This window comes from Bacillus sp. PK3-067 (assembly GCF_056738645.1).
The window spans coordinates 2,145,270-2,162,310 of record NZ_CP096490.1 but is presented as its reverse complement, the minus strand read 5'-3'; the positions used below and the strand labels follow the sequence as shown (position 1 = coordinate 2,162,310).

19 protein-coding genes are annotated in these 17,041 nt (G+C 35.0%); 3 read left to right on the top strand and 16 right to left on the bottom strand.

Annotated features, from left to right (window positions below; all coding sequences use genetic code 11):
* Positions 1-72: 72 nt before the first annotated feature.
* The 4 genes from M1D73_RS11265 to M1D73_RS11250 form a co-directional block, all read right to left on the bottom strand.
* Positions 73-828: a sporulation protein gene (locus M1D73_RS11265; protein ID WP_000486625.1), complete on the bottom strand. Its 756-nt coding sequence runs from the start codon at positions 826-828 to the stop codon at positions 73-75.
* A complete protein-coding gene (locus M1D73_RS11260; protein ID WP_000872063.1) occupies positions 810-1,631 on the bottom strand; it encodes a serine/threonine protein kinase in 822 nt (273 codons plus the stop codon). Before M1D73_RS11260 ends, M1D73_RS11265 begins: the two co-directional genes overlap by 19 nt.
* Positions 1,631-1,813 carry a hypothetical protein gene (locus M1D73_RS11255; RefSeq protein WP_000473371.1) on the bottom strand — a complete coding sequence of 61 codons (183 nt, stop codon included), beginning with the start codon at positions 1,811-1,813 and terminating at the stop codon, positions 1,631-1,633. The genes M1D73_RS11260 and M1D73_RS11255 overlap by 1 nt, the downstream gene beginning before the upstream one ends.
* 110 nt (positions 1,814-1,923) lie before the next feature.
* The gene (locus tag M1D73_RS11250; protein ID WP_000658451.1) at positions 1,924-2,103 is read right to left on the bottom strand and encodes a YozD family protein; all 180 of its coding nucleotides are present in this window, start codon (positions 2,101-2,103) and stop codon (positions 1,924-1,926) included.
* A 149-nt stretch (positions 2,104-2,252) separates the two neighbouring features.
* Between M1D73_RS11250 and M1D73_RS11245 the strand changes: the two genes are divergently transcribed.
* Entirely contained in the window at positions 2,253-2,408 is a 156-nt protein-coding gene (locus M1D73_RS11245; protein WP_000431486.1) for a DUF3930 family protein, read from the top strand.
* Between the two features lie 4 nt (positions 2,409-2,412).
* Here M1D73_RS11245 and M1D73_RS11240 read toward each other — a convergent pair whose 3' ends face one another.
* The 10 genes from M1D73_RS11240 to M1D73_RS11195 form a co-directional block, all read right to left on the bottom strand.
* Entirely contained in the window at positions 2,413-3,075 is a 663-nt protein-coding gene (locus M1D73_RS11240; protein WP_000101499.1) for a hypothetical protein, read from the bottom strand.
* Between the two features lie 249 nt (positions 3,076-3,324).
* Complete coding sequence (locus M1D73_RS11235; RefSeq protein WP_000750717.1) at positions 3,325-3,540, bottom strand: YozE family protein; 216 nt, start codon at positions 3,538-3,540, stop codon at positions 3,325-3,327.
* Between the two features lie 72 nt (positions 3,541-3,612).
* Positions 3,613-3,885, bottom strand: coding sequence for a YokU family protein (locus M1D73_RS11230; RefSeq protein ID WP_000995763.1), 273 nt, complete (start codon positions 3,883-3,885; stop codon positions 3,613-3,615).
* Positions 3,882-5,303, bottom strand: coding sequence for a lysine 2,3-aminomutase (kamA, locus tag M1D73_RS11225; protein ID WP_000902142.1), 1,422 nt, complete (start codon positions 5,301-5,303; stop codon positions 3,882-3,884). The genes M1D73_RS11230 and kamA overlap by 4 nt, the downstream gene beginning before the upstream one ends.
* A 210-nt stretch (positions 5,304-5,513) precedes the next feature.
* Entirely contained in the window at positions 5,514-6,899 is a 1,386-nt protein-coding gene (gene rocR, locus M1D73_RS11220; RefSeq protein ID WP_011110073.1) for an arginine utilization transcriptional regulator RocR, read from the bottom strand.
* A gap of 164 nt (positions 6,900-7,063) precedes the next feature.
* Positions 7,064-7,963 carry a putative beta-lysine N-acetyltransferase gene (gene ablB / locus M1D73_RS11215; RefSeq protein ID WP_000878593.1) on the bottom strand — a complete coding sequence of 300 codons (900 nt, stop codon included), beginning with the start codon at positions 7,961-7,963 and terminating at the stop codon, positions 7,064-7,066.
* Complete coding sequence (locus M1D73_RS11210; protein WP_000436698.1) at positions 7,960-9,228, bottom strand: peptidase; 1,269 nt, start codon at positions 9,226-9,228, stop codon at positions 7,960-7,962. The genes ablB and M1D73_RS11210 overlap by 4 nt, the downstream gene beginning before the upstream one ends.
* A 15-nt stretch (positions 9,229-9,243) precedes the next feature.
* Positions 9,244-9,906 (bottom strand): CoA transferase subunit B, encoded by a 663-nt coding sequence (locus M1D73_RS11205; RefSeq protein WP_000525293.1) that lies wholly within the window; start codon positions 9,904-9,906, stop codon positions 9,244-9,246.
* Positions 9,891-10,589 (bottom strand): acetate CoA-transferase subunit alpha, encoded by a 699-nt coding sequence (atoD, locus tag M1D73_RS11200; protein ID WP_000208102.1) that lies wholly within the window; start codon positions 10,587-10,589, stop codon positions 9,891-9,893. The genes M1D73_RS11205 and atoD overlap by 16 nt, the downstream gene beginning before the upstream one ends.
* Positions 10,586-11,896, bottom strand: a complete 1,311-nt coding sequence (locus M1D73_RS11195) for an aspartate aminotransferase family protein (protein WP_001205882.1) — start codon at positions 11,894-11,896, stop codon at positions 10,586-10,588. Before M1D73_RS11195 ends, atoD begins: the two co-directional genes overlap by 4 nt.
* Before the next feature lie 949 nt (positions 11,897-12,845).
* Here M1D73_RS11195 and M1D73_RS11190 point away from each other — a divergent pair.
* Positions 12,846-13,595: a DUF4397 domain-containing protein gene (locus tag M1D73_RS11190; protein WP_000083284.1), complete on the top strand. Its 750-nt coding sequence runs from the start codon at positions 12,846-12,848 to the stop codon at positions 13,593-13,595.
* Between the two features lie 33 nt (positions 13,596-13,628).
* On the opposite strand, the gene M1D73_RS11185 is transcribed toward M1D73_RS11190, so the two are convergent.
* The gene (locus M1D73_RS11185) at positions 13,629-14,762 is read right to left on the bottom strand and encodes a BA2291 family sporulation histidine kinase (protein ID WP_000425086.1); all 1,134 of its coding nucleotides are present in this window, start codon (positions 14,760-14,762) and stop codon (positions 13,629-13,631) included.
* A 236-nt stretch (positions 14,763-14,998) separates the two neighbouring features.
* Between M1D73_RS11185 and M1D73_RS11180 the strand changes: the two genes are divergently transcribed.
* Positions 14,999-15,391: a YueI family protein gene (locus tag M1D73_RS11180; protein WP_000247558.1), complete on the top strand. Its 393-nt coding sequence runs from the start codon at positions 14,999-15,001 to the stop codon at positions 15,389-15,391.
* A gap of 102 nt (positions 15,392-15,493) precedes the next feature.
* On the opposite strand, the gene M1D73_RS11175 is transcribed toward M1D73_RS11180, so the two are convergent.
* The gene (locus tag M1D73_RS11175) at positions 15,494-16,918 is read right to left on the bottom strand and encodes an aldehyde dehydrogenase family protein (protein ID WP_065382285.1); all 1,425 of its coding nucleotides are present in this window, start codon (positions 16,916-16,918) and stop codon (positions 15,494-15,496) included.
* Positions 16,919-17,041: the final 123 nt, after the last annotated feature.

Genomic DNA, 17,041 nt, shown 5'->3' with positions numbered 1-17,041 from the left:
TAACCTCACTATGCAAAAAAATGGAGCGGTTGTTTTAGTTTTCCTCTCCATTTCTTTTTTATGCATAGTTTATTAAAAAATATAATTATTAATTTTTTGCTTCATCTCAGGGATATCTTCTCTTGTTACGGTAAAACGAATCACCTTCTCATCAAGATCAAGCGCCTCAGCGAATAATCCAGCTAAACCACGGGATTTTCTATCTACTTCCATAATAATTTCTAGTCGGTCGTATGCACGTGGCAAGATTAATAATTCTAATTCATCTAATTTCCCATAATGCTCTCCAGAAACCGGAATAAACTCAAATTCTTGTGCGAATGGAACTTGCTTACGTAATCGATGCGGTAATTCTTCACATTCTATATGACGTGCTTTAAACCCTAATTCATTTACACTATCTAAAACACTACTTAATAATGCATTAGGTAACACTTGAACGTAGTCGCGGTCACTTGGGTCTATACTACGTTTAATATCAAGACCTGTATGAATCCAAACCGTTTTCATACCAAGTGTAAGTGGTGCTTCAATTGGCATTGGAAAAGAAAATGGAATTTCAACTTTTTCATTCGGTTCTACAGAAAAAGGTTCTGTTAAGCGTACTCGCTCTAAATCATATGTTGCTGTTACTTTTTTATCATCCACTTCTCGTACATACGACGTCGATAATGTTAAGTAAATGCTTTCAATTTGTTGGCTAACTGAACCTCCAGTTATATGAACCTTTCCAACTATTTCTTCCCCAACAATATACTCATCTTTTTCAAGAACAGTATCTACCTTTGCACTTCCAATACCAACGCTTGCTAAAAACTTTTGAAACATGGAGTCTCCATCCTTTCTAAAGCAGAAGCTACATCTTGTTTTAAATCTTGTACATTCTCATAGTACGGCGTTTTTATTTGTAACATTCGCATAAGCATTTCACGATTATAATGTTCCAAAGTTAATTCTTCGTACCATGGTTTTTCCTGTTTTTCATTAGATTCATATCCTGCATATAATAAAAATAATGAGAAATGACCGAGCGCATAAAAGTCGCTACGAAAGTGAACTTCTCGCATCAAAGCTTGTTCACCTTCGTAAGTTGTAGCTCGCTCATCATCCTCACCTTTCCATTTAGCCAATCCAAAATCAATAATACTAATTTGATTTTCTTTCATTAGTATGTTTGGAATGCGTAAATCTCGATGAATAATGCCTTCACTATGAAACACCGATACAATTTCTAATATTTCATATAAAATCTCAAAAACTTCACGTTCTGTATATACATACCCATCTATGAAAATATAATCTTCAAAATTTTTACCAGGCATGTACTCCATCACAAAGAAGCTCTTTTTCTCCCATAGGAAATGATCATATAGACTAGGAATTGCATGATGATTTAATGTTTGTAAGATCATTTTCTCTTGTTCAAATGATTTTCTACCAGACTCATATCTTTGTTTACTTTGTCTTAATTGTTTTAAGACTTTATATCTATTTATTTGTAAATCATTAACGACATATGTAACCCCATAACTGCCCATTCCAATTACTGATTCAATTTTATAACGCTCTGCAACAATTGTATTTTTTCGCAGTGGTCTATCAAATAATGCTAGTACACGACGCCATTTCATCAGCTACTTGAAAAGAAGCTACGGCTTTTACGTTTTCTTTTATAATGTTGATGTCCATAACCAGATGAACGTCGTTTATAATCGCTACTTGAATACGAGCGCCCTCTACGACGATAATCACTACTTGAATACGAACGATATTTTTTCTTTCCTAATAAAGAATCAATAATTTTTTTGAACATTCCTTCACCTCTTGAGTAAAATTTCCTTTTCATTATACCAATAATTATTGACTATATTTGTGACAGGTTTGTAAAGAGTAAAAAACGACGAGTTATGCCCGTCGTTACTTTCATTCATCCTCTTCATCAAAAACTTCATCAATCATGCATTTCTCTAATAAATACTCAAATGTAATATCTGCGAGATCTTCAATTTCTTCTCGTTTTGGGACGTACCCTCTTTCAATTAGTTGCTCATAAAAAAACTCCGCAATCTCTTCCGTATCAATCACGACTTCAATTTCCTTCATGAGCATCACTCCTTTATTTCTGTTTTATGAAAAAATCTCAAAATTATGTATATGAGATTAGAAAAATAGATTTTATTTTTTTATAGGTCATAAGCTTTGGACGAGATGCATACGATTGTAGTACAAGCTATTCAAAGGGGGAAATAATAATGGAAAATCAATATGAAGTAGGACAAACAAAAGAAGAGTTCATGCATGAAGATCAATGGGCAGACTCTCTTATAAAGTGGCTTTTTATTTTTTTAATAGTTGTAGGCATACCTTATACTGCATATGTTGTTGTTCAATTTATTCTCTCTTTCTAGTTAACTATTTTTTCTCTGTCAATTTAACTAAATAATTATGAACAACATCCATTACAATTTTATATTCTTCATCTTTAAATGTATCGAACAATAATTGATAATCGTTATAAATATCAAGTAATCCATCAATGATTTCTTGACGATTCGTCTTAACACTCACTTTTTTCGAGTTGTTAATTGACTTTAACTTTCCTAAATCTAATTTATTCATACCTGCTTTATCTTGTTTCATTTTCTTCAAAATTGCATTTGCCGTTTGAGCATTGGCGAGTAACGTTAAATCTGATTCATCCGCTTCTAACCATTCACCATCCGTAATCCGTGACAATTCATAAATTGTATCTTCCCATGCGTCATTCTTATATCTCCATACTTCTGTACGAAAACCAACAATACGGAAAACATCTTTATCATATCCAGTTACTTGCACAAGATCACCAAACGTGAAATTATAATTTAATTCAATCCACTCCGTATCGCCCTTTTTCATATCTTGCTCTGTAACGTGCTGCAATGTTTGCTCTACGTAAAATCCATCGTGATTATTGACTTCGTATACATAAACTCCATCTAAAACCTTCATATTTGTGATTTTCCCAACGGTTCCATATAGCGTAATCACGACTATGTCCCCTACGTTGTATTTAGGTTGTTTTTTTCTTGCCATCTCTATCTCTCCTTTTTTTGACGTCGTGATTTTGATATCAGTATATGCAACCTACATAAAAACGCTTATCACAGAAGCTTATATTCATAAATTTTTTCAATAAAAAATATAATCTTATAAAATTTACATTGCACTCAAAAAAAAGCTAGTAACTAGACTAGCTTCAAATCAACAAATTTCATAATAAAAAACATACAGAATACTTCACTTTAAATAAAGTAATGTATTCTGTATGTTTTCAAATAGTTTTTATCTATCTTGTATGTATAAATCCCAGGCTTCATCAAATATAGACATACTTTCTAGCATTCCGCTCAACTCTAAGTATGAACTAATTTCATCATAGTCTTCAGATTGCTTCGGAAAACTTAAATCATCATACATCGCCTCTGCTAAATCTGAAATTTCATTTCTAAATAAAGCTGCACGATGCTTCATCATATAATGGTAAAATGTCTTTTTCAAAAATATTCCCTACCTTTCTAACTTGGGTACATTATACAAGGCAAAAAAGAAAAAAACCAGCATAAAAGCTGGTTAAAAGTCGAAATAATTTCTTTTTAATAGACGCGGTCTTCCCATTAATTCTTCATATGTTAGTTGTTTTGGTAAATCTTTCGTGTAAATTAAGAATAATTGATCTTCAATTTCTTTTACTGTATGGTCTGATTGATAGTCCATCCCGCACGAGGAACAAGAAATACATGGTGTCTCTTGGATTTCAATGGCTTTCGTACCATCTGGTAATTCCCAATATACAGTATTCAAGCTTTCTTTCGCTTCTGTACTGTCACACCACATACAATTCATACTGCATCACCCTCAGTTTTTTTGTCGTTTTCTTCTAACTTAGCCATTTGTGCTTGATATTTTTTATCTTTTAATTGATCGCGCTTATCACGTTTATCTTTTAAAGATGCATGAGTATCATTATCTTCGTAGTCTTTACGACGGTTCATACGCTGTAAGTCGTCTGGAACGAGGTTAAATTTCTTATCGCTCATAAGACCTGCGATACCAACATCTGAACGTTTTTCTTCGTAGTTCGGATAAATCTCTTTAAAGTATCCTTCCGCTCTTCCTGGAATATAGCTCTCTGGCTCTGGATACGTCGTAATAACACCTTCAAAGTTACGAAGCACAACTTTATCTGCACTTTGTGAGATTAAATAGTTTGGCTGAAGTGCAATTTTACCGCCTCCACCTGGCGCATCAACAACGAATGTCGGAACAGCATAACCAGATGTGTGTCCACGTAAACCTTCAATAATTTCAAGACCTTTAGATACTGGTGCACGGAAGTGACCGATACCTTCAGATAAGTCACATTGATAAATGTAGTATGGACGTACACGGATTTTTACTAAGTCATGCATAAGTTTTTTCATAATTGGAACGCTGTCGTTAATACCAGCTAAAATTACTGCTTGGTTTCCGACTGGAACACCAGCATTCGCTAACATTTCACATGCCTTTTTCGATTCTTCAGTAATTTCAATAGATGTATTGAAATGTGTATTTAACCATACTGGATGGTATTTTTTAATAATGTTACATAAGTTTTCTGTAATACGTTGTGGGAATACTACTGGTGCTCTCGTTCCGATACGAATAATCTCAACATGCGGAATCTCTCGTAAATTTTTTAATACATATTCTAAAATTTTATCGTTAATTAGAAGTCCGTCACCACCGGAGATTAATACATCTCGTACTTGTGGCGTTTCACGAATATAAGCAATTGCATCATCTAATTGTTTCTTCGGTACACCCATTCCAATTTGTCCACTAAAACGACGACGTGTACAGTAACGACAATACATAGAACATTGATTTGTTACTAAGAATAGTACACGGTCCGGATAACGATGTGTTAGCCCTGGAACTGGTGAATCTTCGTCTTCGTGAAGTGGGTCTTCTAAATCATATTTTGTTTTATATAACTCTTCCGAAATCGGTACTGATTGCATCCGAATCGGACAGCGTGGATCATCAGGATTCATTAGCCAAGCATAGTACGGTGTAATGTTTAACGGGATCGTTTTCGTTGAAATTTTAACGCCCTCTTCTTCTTCAGGTGTTAAGTTAATTACTTTTCTTAAGTCATCTAACGTTTTGATCGTATTCGTTAATTGCCAAACCCAATCATTCCATTGCTCTTCAGTAACATCTTTCCATAATTCGATATCCTTCCAGTGACGATTTGGTTTGTATACATCATGTAACATTGCTATTCCCCCTTTTTATACGCTCATCCTTTATATAAGCAATAGTTATGCCAACTTTACATTGTTGATAAGTAAATGTGCGGAGAACCCTATTACATAAGCGAAAAAATATTTTTAAGCGTTGTATGAAATCAATACTTAACATCATATTCATTACTTTTTATATATGTAAACGCTCTTTTATTGGTGCAAACACACAAAAACCGCCGATTATTCGGCGGTTTTGTCGTACTTGCTCAGTTTATATTGAAGCGTTTGACGAGGGATACCCAACATTTTTGCGGCTTGTAATATATTCCCTTCCGTTTCAATCAACGCTTGATCTATTAATTCTTTTTCTGTTTGATGAAGTGCTTCTCTAAGTGGCATTATACCCTTCTTCTTCGAAAACTTCTCTTTCCGAAATGTACGTGGTAAACAATTGGCTGTTAATGTATTCCCTTCTGCAATAATAACAGCATGTTCAATCGTATGTTTTAACTCCCGTACATTTCCAGGCCACTGATAAGCTTGCAGTCTATCTTTCGCTTCCTCATCAATTTGAAGTACACCTTTTTTATAACTTTTATTATATTCTTTCAAAAAATAAGATGCTAATAATAGTACATCCTCAGTTCTTTCACGAAGCGGTGGGATATATAATGAAAATACGTTTAAGCGATAATATAAATCAGTGCGAATTTTATTCTCTCGTAAACATATTTCTGGAGGCTGGTTCATCGCGGTAATAACACGAACATCTACTTTTCTCGTCTTATTATCACCAATTCTTCTAATGACTCCATCTTCTAACACTCGTAACATTTTTGCCTGCAAATCAAGAGGCATTGAATTCAGTTCATCTAAAAATAATGTACCACCATCAACAAGTTCAAATAGCCCAGCTCTTTCAATCGCTCCCGTATAGCTTCCTTTTGTCGTTCCAAACAATAAACTTTCTAATAGCGACTCTGGTAAAGCTGCACAGTTTTGTGCAATAAATGGCTTGTTTTTTCTTTTAGAAGCTTCATGAATTGCTTGTACGAACAGTTCTTTTCCTGTTCCTGTTTCACCATATATTAAAACATTCGCGTCTGTTGGTGCTACTTTTTGTGCTAACTCTTTCGTCTGTTTAAACCGCGTATCATTTGTCACTATCGTCTCAAATGCAGCGTGCTTTTTAATCACTTTTTTTCTAGATGATCGCTTTATTTTCGACTGTAAGTCAACAATTGTGTCAGTAAGCTTTTGAATTGTAGAGTAATCCTTTGCAATTTCAACAGCCCCAGCAATATTCCCATCTATAAAAATAGGTAACGTCGTATTTACTGTACAAACATCTTCACCATTTAAATTTTGATAATGTTGTACCTGATGTACGATAGGTTTTTTTGTATCTAGTACTTTCATCAATGTACTCGTTTCCCTTGATAAAGACGGGAACGCTTCTAACAGATGTTTCCCTAACACTTTTTCAATCTTCGATCCATCGTGTTTTGCAGCTACAGAATTATAAAATATTGTAATTCCATTTTCATCTACAGCGTGTATAGCCTCATCAATACTGCCCAAAATCGCTTCAATGACTTCTTGTGTCGAAACTGCTAGCAATGTCATCCCCCCTCTTGCCGAAAATCCAGCAATTACATGCCGAATTTTCGGCACACCTATGTGCGATTGTAAGCATGACGATTCCGTTCTATAATTTTAATCAATTTCATATTTTCATTAGATAACTCGAAACTCTAATTAGTACGGCTTTTTCAAACACCCAGCTCCACCTAACTGTTTTGCTTTACAGCCAAATTTTGAGGCGGAAGTTTTACTGCTTTCGAATAGCTAGATAGATCTTTCACCCATATATTCATATCTTCCAACTTATCGAAAATGTAGCAATTATTCGCCAGTCTTCCTGTATACGTATAGCCTAATTGATGAAAGGCAGCATTCATTCCGAAAGAAAGCGATCGAGCAATTGTATAGGAGCAGAAAATAGATCTTTCTTGAAGTTCTTCCTCTAATTTAATTAGTAAACTTTTCATAAATCCATGTTTACGGTATTCAGGTAAAGTAGCACAATTCGTTAATTCTGCATTCCCTTCCTTTATGTTCATTTCTGCAGATGCTGTACTAATAATTTTCCCCTCAAATTCATACACGTAGTAAATTGTATCGTCTTCTTTTATCGTCTGTAATACATAACTCGCTTCATTTAAAGGTGTCGGATACACTTCAAATACTTTTCCGAATACAGTTGCTAATTCTTCTGCATCTTCTTCAGTCGCTTTTCTCAGCAAAAATTTCTCTGGAACTACTTTTTCTTTTATTTCTTTTCCTTTTACACCGCTTAATATAGTATCTTCCTCAATCCAATGCATACTATTTCGTCTTTCATCATTATTATATTTCACAAAAAAGTATGCATCGTGTCCTTGAAAATAATGAGGTATCGTTGCTTCCAACAAAAAACCGAAAGAGAGCCATGTTGAAACATGCTCTCCCTTTCCTTTAATAATACATTTAGTGAAAGAATGTTTCTCTGCTAGTTCGTCAATTGTCTGTATAATACTTTCAACATTTCCTGTATAGTGATCTACCCGAATACGCTTATTAAAATAATCTAAAACACCTTCTACTGTATAACAATTCGTCTGTTCTCTAAAAGATTCATAGTATTTCATTTTTTCACCTCACACCAATCTAGTAATGTACATGCAATAATTTTTGCGGCAGCTATCATTTTATCAACTTCTATATATTCGTTTGGATAGTGTGCTACTTTCGTCTCTCCTGGACCAAATACTATTGTTGGTACGTTTGCAATTTGTGTAAATAAACCTCCATCAGTCCCCCACGGAGATGCTTCAATAATTGGTTCGTTCCCTTCGATTTCAACAAAGTTGTGATGAAGTGTCGTAATGAGTTCATGATTCTCTTCTAGTTCACCAGGAACCCATCTCGCTCCAAACCATTCTACTTCTACTGGATTTTCAACAAACCAATTGTCCACATCATTTAATTCAGCAATCCAATTCTCAAACTCTTCTTTTGCCGCCTCTATAGTCTCATTCGGCGCAACACCGCATCTTCCTTCTAAAATTAATTCATCAGGAACAGAACTTGGCCAACTCCCTCCTTCAATTTTCCCAATGTTAATTGGAATTGGAATCGGAATTTCTTTAAATAACGGATCTGTAATTCGACTATTTCTTTTCTCCTCTAGCTTTCTTACATGTTCTATAACAAACATACTTTTTTCAATTGCACTAACCCCTTCATAGCGCGTTCCACCGTGTGCAGCTTTCCCTTTTACACGTAGACGAAACCACATGGAACCTTGTTGTTTCGGGAAAAACTTCATATTAGTAGGCTCCGGAATAATGACACCATCTGCCTTATATCCTCGTAATATAGTTGCTAATGTCCCTGCTCCGCCACTTTCCTCTTCTATTACACTTTGAAAATAGATGTCTCCTTTTAATTCAATGTTAGATTCAATAATCGCTTCCATCGCAAGCATAAGTGCGACATTTCCGCCCTTCATATCCGTCGTTCCACGGCCATATATACGATTTCCGATTTTCTCACCGCTATAAGGATGATGTTCCCACTGATTCACATCCCCTTCTGGAACTACATCAATATGCCCATTCAATATCATAGATTTCCCGTCGCCACTTCCTTTTAAAGTTGCTACAATATTTGGGCTATCTGAAAAACTTGTACGGGGTGATACAAAATAAGGATGATCTTTCATTTTAGAAAAAGAAGGCTCCCATATATCGAGCTCTAAACCTAATTCACGTAATTTTTCAATCACAATTGCCTGCGCACCGCTTTCATCACCAGATACGCTCTTTTCTTGAATTAATCGTTTTAAAAATTTCACACTTTCCTCTTCATGGCTCTCAATATAATCACAAACTTGCTTTTTTAATTGCTCCATATATTACATCTCCCTTCATTCAATTACTAGTAAGTTAGAACTAATTTGAAAATCAGCTTCTGTATGTCGTTTTACATCTTCTACTGTGTATGGGCTCATTAATTCTTGTAATATAAGTCCACTCGGAGTTACCTCCATGACTGCCATATCAGTAATAATTAAATCTACACATTTCTTTGAAGTTAATGGCAATGTACACTCTGAAACAATTTTTGCATTTCCGTACTTATCAACATGATTCATCACAACAACGACCCGCTTCGCTTTTTGTGCTAAATCCATTGCTCCACCAATACCTGGAACACGTTTTCCAGGTACAATCCAGTTTGCTAAATCACCATTTTCACTTACTTGTAATGAACCAAGAATCGTTATGTCTAGCAAACCTTTTCGAATCATCCCAAACGCTGTGCAGCTATCGAAATAACTCGCTCCTGTTATAAGAGAAGTTGGTAAACCTGCTGCATTACACAAATTTTCATCTTCATTCCCTTTACTTGGCGTTGGTCCCATGCCGACGATTCCATTTTCCGCATGAAACATAACATTTATATCTTCAGGCAAATGATTTGGTACAAGCGATGGTATGCCAATACCTAAATTTACAATCATACCATTTTGTATTTCTTTCGCCGCACGCCTAGCAATCTTATCCCTCACTTCTACGCCCATACCCATTTCCAGTTCACTCCTTCCGACGGTACAATATAATTTACGAAAACACCTGGAACGACAATTTCCTCTGGATCTAAACTTCCAAGCGGGACTATTTCTTCTGCTTCTACAATTGTTATATCCCCAGCCATAGCTACATGGGGATTCATATTTCGTGCACTTTTGTCAAATACAAGGTTACCAAACGGATCTGCCTTTTTCGCATATACAATTGAAACTTCAGCAGTTAATGCTGTTTCAACTAAGTAGGTCTTACCATTCATTTCAACTGTTCGTTTTCCCTCTTCCACAATCGTATCAACACCAACATCAACTAAAACACCACCAAGACCAACGCCACCAGCGCGAATACGCTCTGCTAATGTTCCCTGCGGAGAAAACTCAATTTGTAACCTTCCCTCGTTTAGTTGCCTTCCTGCATTTGGATTGGAGCCAATGTGAGAAGTAATTATTGATTTAACTCTTTCATTTGTAACAAGACGACCGATACCTACATCAGGAAATCCAGTGTCATTTCCAATTAAATTTAAATTTGTAACGCCTTTTTCTAAAATTGCCTGTATTAAAGATGGAGGGGATCCAATCCCTCCAAATCCCCCAAACATCAATGTCATATCATCATGGAACAAAGAAATTACTTCCTCAATTTCTTTTAATTTACCGAATGTATTTGTAATAGTTGTCATGCGATACTATGCCCTCCTTTTTGCATCATCTCTTCCACACTTTTAGAGAAAATTGAAAGTAATTCATCTAACTCGGAATATGTAGTTGTCATTGGCGGTGCTACAAGCAGTGCACTATCTTCTTTTCCTGCTTGCCCTGAAACTGCTTGGTATAACAGCAGACCATTTTTAGCTGCAACTGAAATAAGCTCTGACGCTTTTGTAAACGGTTGCAATTCTACCCCGATTAGCAACCCTTTTCCGCGCACATCAGCAATGATTGTCGATTGTTGCTGAACTTTCTGTAAGCCTTTTATTAAATACTCTCCCTTTTCTGCTGTTTTTTCAGGAAGATTATGTTTCTCCATATATTCAATAACAGCTAAAGCCGTTGCTGCAGACAATGGATTTGCACTTAACGTATGACCGCTCATTACTGAACGTGATCCACGTAATATTGGTTCCATAACACGATCACTTACAACTGTCGCTGCCATCGGTGTATATCCCGCTCCTAACCCTTTACCAAGTGTCATAATATCCGGCTCTACGCCCCAATGCTCCATCGCAAACCATGCTCCAGTACGACCGAGCCCAGTCATTACTTCATCCGCAATAAATAAAATATCGTAATGGTCGCAAATCTCTTTAATGACTTTATAATAGTCTTTCGGCGGAACAACCGCGCCTCCAGCTGCTCCGATAATCGGCTCAGCAATAAAAGCAGCAATATGCTCTGCACCAATTCTTTCAATTGATCTTTCTAGTTCAGTCGCACATGCCAGCTGACAAGTTGGATATACCTTTTGAACAGGACATCTGAAACAATATGGAGCTGGTATAGTCGGATAATCTTCCAAAATAGATACGAAACGTTGTCTACGTAGTGGATGCCCAGACATCGATAAAGCACCCATCGTAATACCGTGATAACTCATCCATCTTGATAAAATTTTATGTTTCCCTTGAATACCTCGCTCTTGAAAATGCTGAATTGCAATTTTCATAGCTGTTTCATTCGCTTCCGTGCCACTATTTACAAAAAAACTCCAGTTCAAATCTCCTACACTTAAATCACTTAACTTCTTCGCTAATTTTTCAGCTGGTTCACTCGTAAACTGTGATCTATAAACGAAAGCAATCTCCTCAGCTTGCTTTTTAATAACGTCTGCAATCTCCTTTACGCCATGCCCAATACCTGCCGTAATTGCTCCTGACGAACCATCAAAATATTTATTGCCATTTTGATCATACAAATAAACACCTTTTCCATGTGAAATCATTGGATACGGCTGACCAACAAGTGGTTTAATTAAGTAATCGCGCATAGCGCTCCCCCATTTCTCCAATTTGTATATATATATGAAGAAAATTGACGTTTCTTTCATAAAAAAGAATCCTCTGCAAAAGCAGTGAATTTATCAAAAAACTATTATAAAATATACAAATGAGTGCTTAAAAATTTTTATAAAACAGAAAATTCAGAACTAAAAAACCGAAGACCAACCCTTTTCTATACGCCCAAATAACCCTCCTTTTTATATGAAATGACTACATCACCAAATGTTTTTATAGCATAATGCCAACTGTCCTTAAATGCCGACATTCTGTACACTTCGACGGAACTCCCGTTAAACTCCTTCCTATTATCCTACTTTAAATTGCATATTTTAAAACAAATTTCGACACCCACCTTACTAATCAATTCAGATTCCTATTCATTATGTAAACTTTTCAGTTTTAAACTATAAAAAAAGAACCGATTAACCACACTAATCAGTTCGTCATGACGCTCTCTTATGGGTTAATACTGTCAATTGCTAAAATAAATAGAAAAATGAAGTTTACAAATTCATCCTACAGCCTATAACACAAAACCTTTTCATAACTTCATTCACAATTACTATCGGGATATCCCTATCCCGAAGTGGCACTCCTTTCCTCAGATTCAAAGTATCTTTCCTTTATAATTTATGTAGGACAATTATCACTTTGTATGTGTATTTGCCTATAATTAAAAAAATCCCTAGTTTTCTAGCGATTTTTGGACATGTATTCAATATGTTAATTCAAATGCACTTTCAATTTGGCATTTATTTTACTTTCGTACAGTCATATGTACCGCTTTACTCTGCGAAATTCTCGTAAGCACCAGCACCTCTTTATGAAAACATATTTGTTGTCAATTTTTAATTTTCCCTTTATAAAATCATTTTTTGTGCATAACCGCTTTCTTGCTTCGCATATAGTTTTAATGATGACAAAGGAGGAATGTTCATGTCTCAATCTGAAATCGAAAAATATGGACAAGAAGTTACACAATACGAACAACTCGCACGTTACTATCAGTTTCGTAATCCTAAAAAATATATAGAATTATATATGAAATATTACGATGCACTATCAAAACTTGTACAGGCGTATGAAACAAGAGACTCACAAGAAGCTGCTTTACCGTCACATATAAGAATTTTTCATGCCGATCCAAATATACCAGCGGTTGACATTTTAGTAAACGGACAAAAGGTTATTAAAAATATTTCATTTAAGCAATTCAGCCCTTATTTATCATTAGTGCAAGGTAAATACCGTATAGATATTGTTCCTGTCGGAAATGAAACTCCAATCTTTTCAGCGTTGGTACCAATAATGGGAAATCATACTTATACTCTTGCTGCAATAAATAGTGATAATCACCTACAATTACAGCCTATACTTGATAATACACATTTACCAGCTGGTCAAGCCAAAATACGGTTTGCACATTTCTCTCCAGATACCCCTGTTGTAAACGTAGATTTAAAAGATGGGGATCATTTATTTGAAAATGTACTCTTTAAACAAATAACAGATTTTTTGCAAGTTAGCCCTGGTACAGCAGATATTGAAATTTCACTCGCAGATAATAAAAACGTTTTATTGACTATACCAAAATTCAATGTTGAACCAAATGTTATTTATACAATTTCAATAGTAGGTTATTCAACTAAAGATCCTAAATTAGAAGCCGTTATACTCACAAATTAAAACAGTCTACACCATTCATTTGGTGTAGACTGTTTATTTTTGAAATGCAATTTGAAATTCTGTCCAATCGTTATCTGATCGACACATAATGGATCCATTATGTTTTTCCACAATTTGTTTACATACAAATAATCCAATACCAGTTCCTAACTTTTTAGTAGTTACAAATGGTTCAAAAATCGTTTCTACATTTTCAGCTGGAATCATTGGTCCATTATTTTTTATCACAATTCGAATAGCTTGATCTTCTTCAAATACATCAATGATAATTTTTCGTTCTTCTTTCATTGATTCAAGAGCATCAATTGAATTCATTAATATGTTTAAAAATACTTGTCTCACTTCACTCCGATAACCAACAAGCGGAATTGGATACGGTAAATTCTTTTCAATCAAAACATTCGCATTGACCAAACTCGGATATAAGAATTGTATAATGTCTTGAAACAAGTCATTAAGCCAAAACCGTTCCGATTCATTCCACATTTCTTTTTTCGATACGAGTAAAAATTGCGAAATACGAAAATTTAATTGATCTAATTCATGAGAAATAATATCTAAATACGATAAACTCGGATGATCCGCCTTTAATAATTTAACAAACCCCATAATGGAAGTAAGCGGATTACGAAATTCATGTACAAAACTAGCTGACATTTGCCCTAAAATCGTCAGCCTTTCTTTATGTGTTTCGTTAATATATTGCTGTTTTTCCTCTAAATTCTTCGATATAATTTCCGAGTATTTTAAAACGGTATAATAAATTAATTTGTCAAAACAAGTATGTATTTTTGCCATAATTGGTTTCAATTCACGAGCGCTAACATCTAATTCACACATCGCTTCGAAAAGTTCATTTCTTCCCACGTTTGCGTTATAAACAAAATCTCCAATATTCGCATCTGCTCCAGCACGTTCAATAGCAATTTTCTCACATAACGGTTGAAGATAATTTATATCTTTATCTTCCATAGTAAGTTCGATAATTAACTCTAGTAAATCCTCTCCATTTTGAACTACTTCTAGTTTAAATGGATCTTTTTCGGAAATTATCATTTTGTTTTTCCAGTTCTCTACGAATTGGTGCCTATTGTTTTTCAAGTGTGAACAAAATATTTCTTTAATATCCTTATCGATTGGAAAAACCTCCATTCCCTCCATTTCCATACGACGAATACCCTTTATATTTTGAATATTAACACAAAAAATACGATTCGTTAATAGATTTTTGTCACATTTTGTTAATTTCTGTTGATAAAATTATTTTTTCTTTCTTATTTAACTAATTGTATACAAATCCCCTTTTTCCTTCACATATTTTCATTATTTCCGTAGTCAAAACGACTTTTTTTTGCATCATTTTTACTTCTTGCGTACAATAGAAAATGAAAGGTGTGAAAAATATGGTAAATAAAAATGTGGAAGATTATCTCCAAGAAGGCATTTACGGCCAAAAGCAAAACAAACCAGAAGAACGTAATATGTATTTAACTACATTACGTGAGCGTGTGGAAATCGCTTTAACAATCGGTCAAGTAATGCAAAGTAATGTATACTCTGAAGTGGCGGGTAGCATGCGCTCTTCTCAATCATTACAACTCCTCCTAAATGGTGGCATTGCTTACCCACATTTATCAAAATACATTAAATTAGCAAACGAAAAAAATGTTCCTTTTACAATTGTTCAAAATAAAGATACAAAAACACCAATCGGTTTAGTATTAACTCATGCTACTGCTATAGATAAAGAACAAATTTATGTAGAAGATACTATTTTCAAACAAGAAATGAAGTAAAAGTTACACTTAATTAAATAGTTACTAGAAGCGTAAAAAACGAGTATGGAATCGTAAACATTTCCTACTCGTTTTTTAGTGCAAGTTTTAAGTTTTTCCACTTTATTTTTTAATACATACTAATTTCATTTCTGTCATTTCTTCTATTGCATATTTAATTCCTTCGCGTCCCGTGCCACTTTCTTTCACACCACCATAAGGCATATGATCTACTCTGAACGTTGGAATATCATTAATCATGACACCACCAACCTCTAGCTCATCAATTGCACGCATTGCTTTAAATAAATTATTTGTAAATACTCCTGCCTGTAAGCCGTAACGCGAATTATTTACTTGCTCAATCGCTTCATCAAATTCTTTAAATGTATTTACTGTCATGAGTGGACCGAATACTTCTTGGCACTGCACAGATACATGATCTGGAACATTTGTTAATACAGTCGGTTCAAAAATTCTTGCATCCTGCTTCTTACCACCACATAAAACAGTTGCTCCTTCCTTAATTGCTTCTTGAACCCACATATCAATTCGCTCTACATCTTTTTTTGAAATTAAAGCTGATACATCCGTTTCCTCAAGCAATGGATCACCAACAACAACTGATTCCATCGCTTTCTTTAGCTTTGAGAGAAATTCATGTATTTTCGTTTCATGTACAAAAACACGTTGTACTGAAATACAAACTTGCCCATTATTAACAAATGCTCCCCATTTTACACGTTCAATTATTTCATCTGTTAACTCTACATCTTCATCAATAATAACAGCAGCATTTGAGCCTAGTTCTAACGTAACTCGTTTTAGCCCAGCCTTTTGTTTTATTCCGATTCCAACTTTTGGACTTCCTGTAAAAGTAATAGAAGCAACGTAATCATTTTTGACGATTGCCTCACCAACCGTGGGGCCAGGGCCAGAAATGATATTTAAAGCTCCATTTGGCAATCCTGCCTCTTCAAATAACTCAACTAATGCATAAGATGATAATGGCGTTTGATCAGCTGGCTTTAATACAACTGTATTTCCGGCAGCGATTGCTGGTCCAACTTTATGCGCTACTAAATTTAATGGGAAATTAAATGGTGTAATAGCCCCTATAACCCCAATCGGCTTTCGGATTGTATATGCAATACGCCCATCTGCACCAGGTGCGGCGTCTAATGGCAATGTCTCACCATATATACGCTTCGCTTCTTCAGCTGCAAATTTGTACGTTTGAACAGTACGATCTACTTCTCCCCTTGCAGCACGTATTGGTTTTGCAGCTTCTTTTGCAATAATCTCTGCAAATTCTTCTCTTCTTTCATCCATTTTTTGTGCAACTTTCTCTAAAATAGTCGCACGATCATATGCAGATAATTTATTCATTTTTGTCATTGCATTTTTTGCAGCAGTAACAGCCTCTTTTACATCTTCTTCCGTTCCTTGTGCAATTTCCGCTAATGTTTCTTCAGAATATGGTGCGTATAATGGTTTATACGTGTTTACAGATTTCCAACTTCCGTTTATATATAAATGCTTTTTCATACTTCTTCTCCTTCCAAATATATGTATACAACAATACTTCACCTAGTGAAAGGTTCAACTTATGTCATTGTATCATAGCCCCTATCCCTCAAAAAACATTATGCTCAAAAAAACTCTGCTATA

What these genes read in the sequence shown, in the direction of transcription:
- ablB (WP_000878593.1), bottom strand. Translation starts at nt 7,963, where the DNA reads ATGAAATACTATGAATCTTTTAGAGAACAGACGAATTGTTATACAGTA.
- M1D73_RS11265 (WP_000486625.1), bottom strand. Translation starts at nt 828, where the DNA reads ATGTTTCAAAAGTTTTTAGCAAGCGTTGGTATTGGAAGTGCAAAGGTA.
- M1D73_RS11205 (WP_000525293.1), bottom strand. Translation starts at nt 9,906, where the DNA reads ATGGGTATGGGCGTAGAAGTGAGGGATAAGATTGCTAGGCGTGCGGCG.
- M1D73_RS11180 (WP_000247558.1), top strand. Translation starts at nt 14,999, where the DNA reads ATGGTAAATAAAAATGTGGAAGATTATCTCCAAGAAGGCATTTACGGC.
- kamA (WP_000902142.1), bottom strand. Translation starts at nt 5,303, where the DNA reads ATGTTACATGATGTATACAAACCAAATCGTCACTGGAAGGATATCGAA.
- M1D73_RS11185 (WP_000425086.1), bottom strand. Translation starts at nt 14,762, where the DNA reads ATGGAAATGGAGGGAATGGAGGTTTTTCCAATCGATAAGGATATTAAA.
- atoD (WP_000208102.1), bottom strand. Translation starts at nt 10,589, where the DNA reads ATGACAACTATTACAAATACATTCGGTAAATTAAAAGAAATTGAGGAA.
- M1D73_RS11255 (WP_000473371.1), bottom strand. Translation starts at nt 1,813, where the DNA reads ATGTTCAAAAAAATTATTGATTCTTTATTAGGAAAGAAAAAATATCGT.
- M1D73_RS11260 (WP_000872063.1), bottom strand. Translation starts at nt 1,631, where the DNA reads ATGAAATGGCGTCGTGTACTAGCATTATTTGATAGACCACTGCGAAAA.
- M1D73_RS11245 (WP_000431486.1), top strand. Translation starts at nt 2,253, where the DNA reads ATGGAAAATCAATATGAAGTAGGACAAACAAAAGAAGAGTTCATGCAT.
- M1D73_RS11210 (WP_000436698.1), bottom strand. Translation starts at nt 9,228, where the DNA reads ATGGAGCAATTAAAAAAGCAAGTTTGTGATTATATTGAGAGCCATGAA.
- M1D73_RS11250 (WP_000658451.1), bottom strand. Translation starts at nt 2,103, where the DNA reads ATGAAGGAAATTGAAGTCGTGATTGATACGGAAGAGATTGCGGAGTTT.
- M1D73_RS11240 (WP_000101499.1), bottom strand. Translation starts at nt 3,075, where the DNA reads ATGGCAAGAAAAAAACAACCTAAATACAACGTAGGGGACATAGTCGTG.
- M1D73_RS11190 (WP_000083284.1), top strand. Translation starts at nt 12,846, where the DNA reads ATGTCTCAATCTGAAATCGAAAAATATGGACAAGAAGTTACACAATAC.
- M1D73_RS11195 (WP_001205882.1), bottom strand. Translation starts at nt 11,896, where the DNA reads ATGCGCGATTACTTAATTAAACCACTTGTTGGTCAGCCGTATCCAATG.
- rocR (WP_011110073.1), bottom strand. Translation starts at nt 6,899, where the DNA reads ATGACATTGCTAGCAGTTTCGACACAAGAAGTCATTGAAGCGATTTTG.
- M1D73_RS11230 (WP_000995763.1), bottom strand. Translation starts at nt 3,885, where the DNA reads ATGAATTGTATGTGGTGTGACAGTACAGAAGCGAAAGAAAGCTTGAAT.
- M1D73_RS11175 (WP_065382285.1), bottom strand. Translation starts at nt 16,918, where the DNA reads ATGAAAAAGCATTTATATATAAACGGAAGTTGGAAATCTGTAAACACG.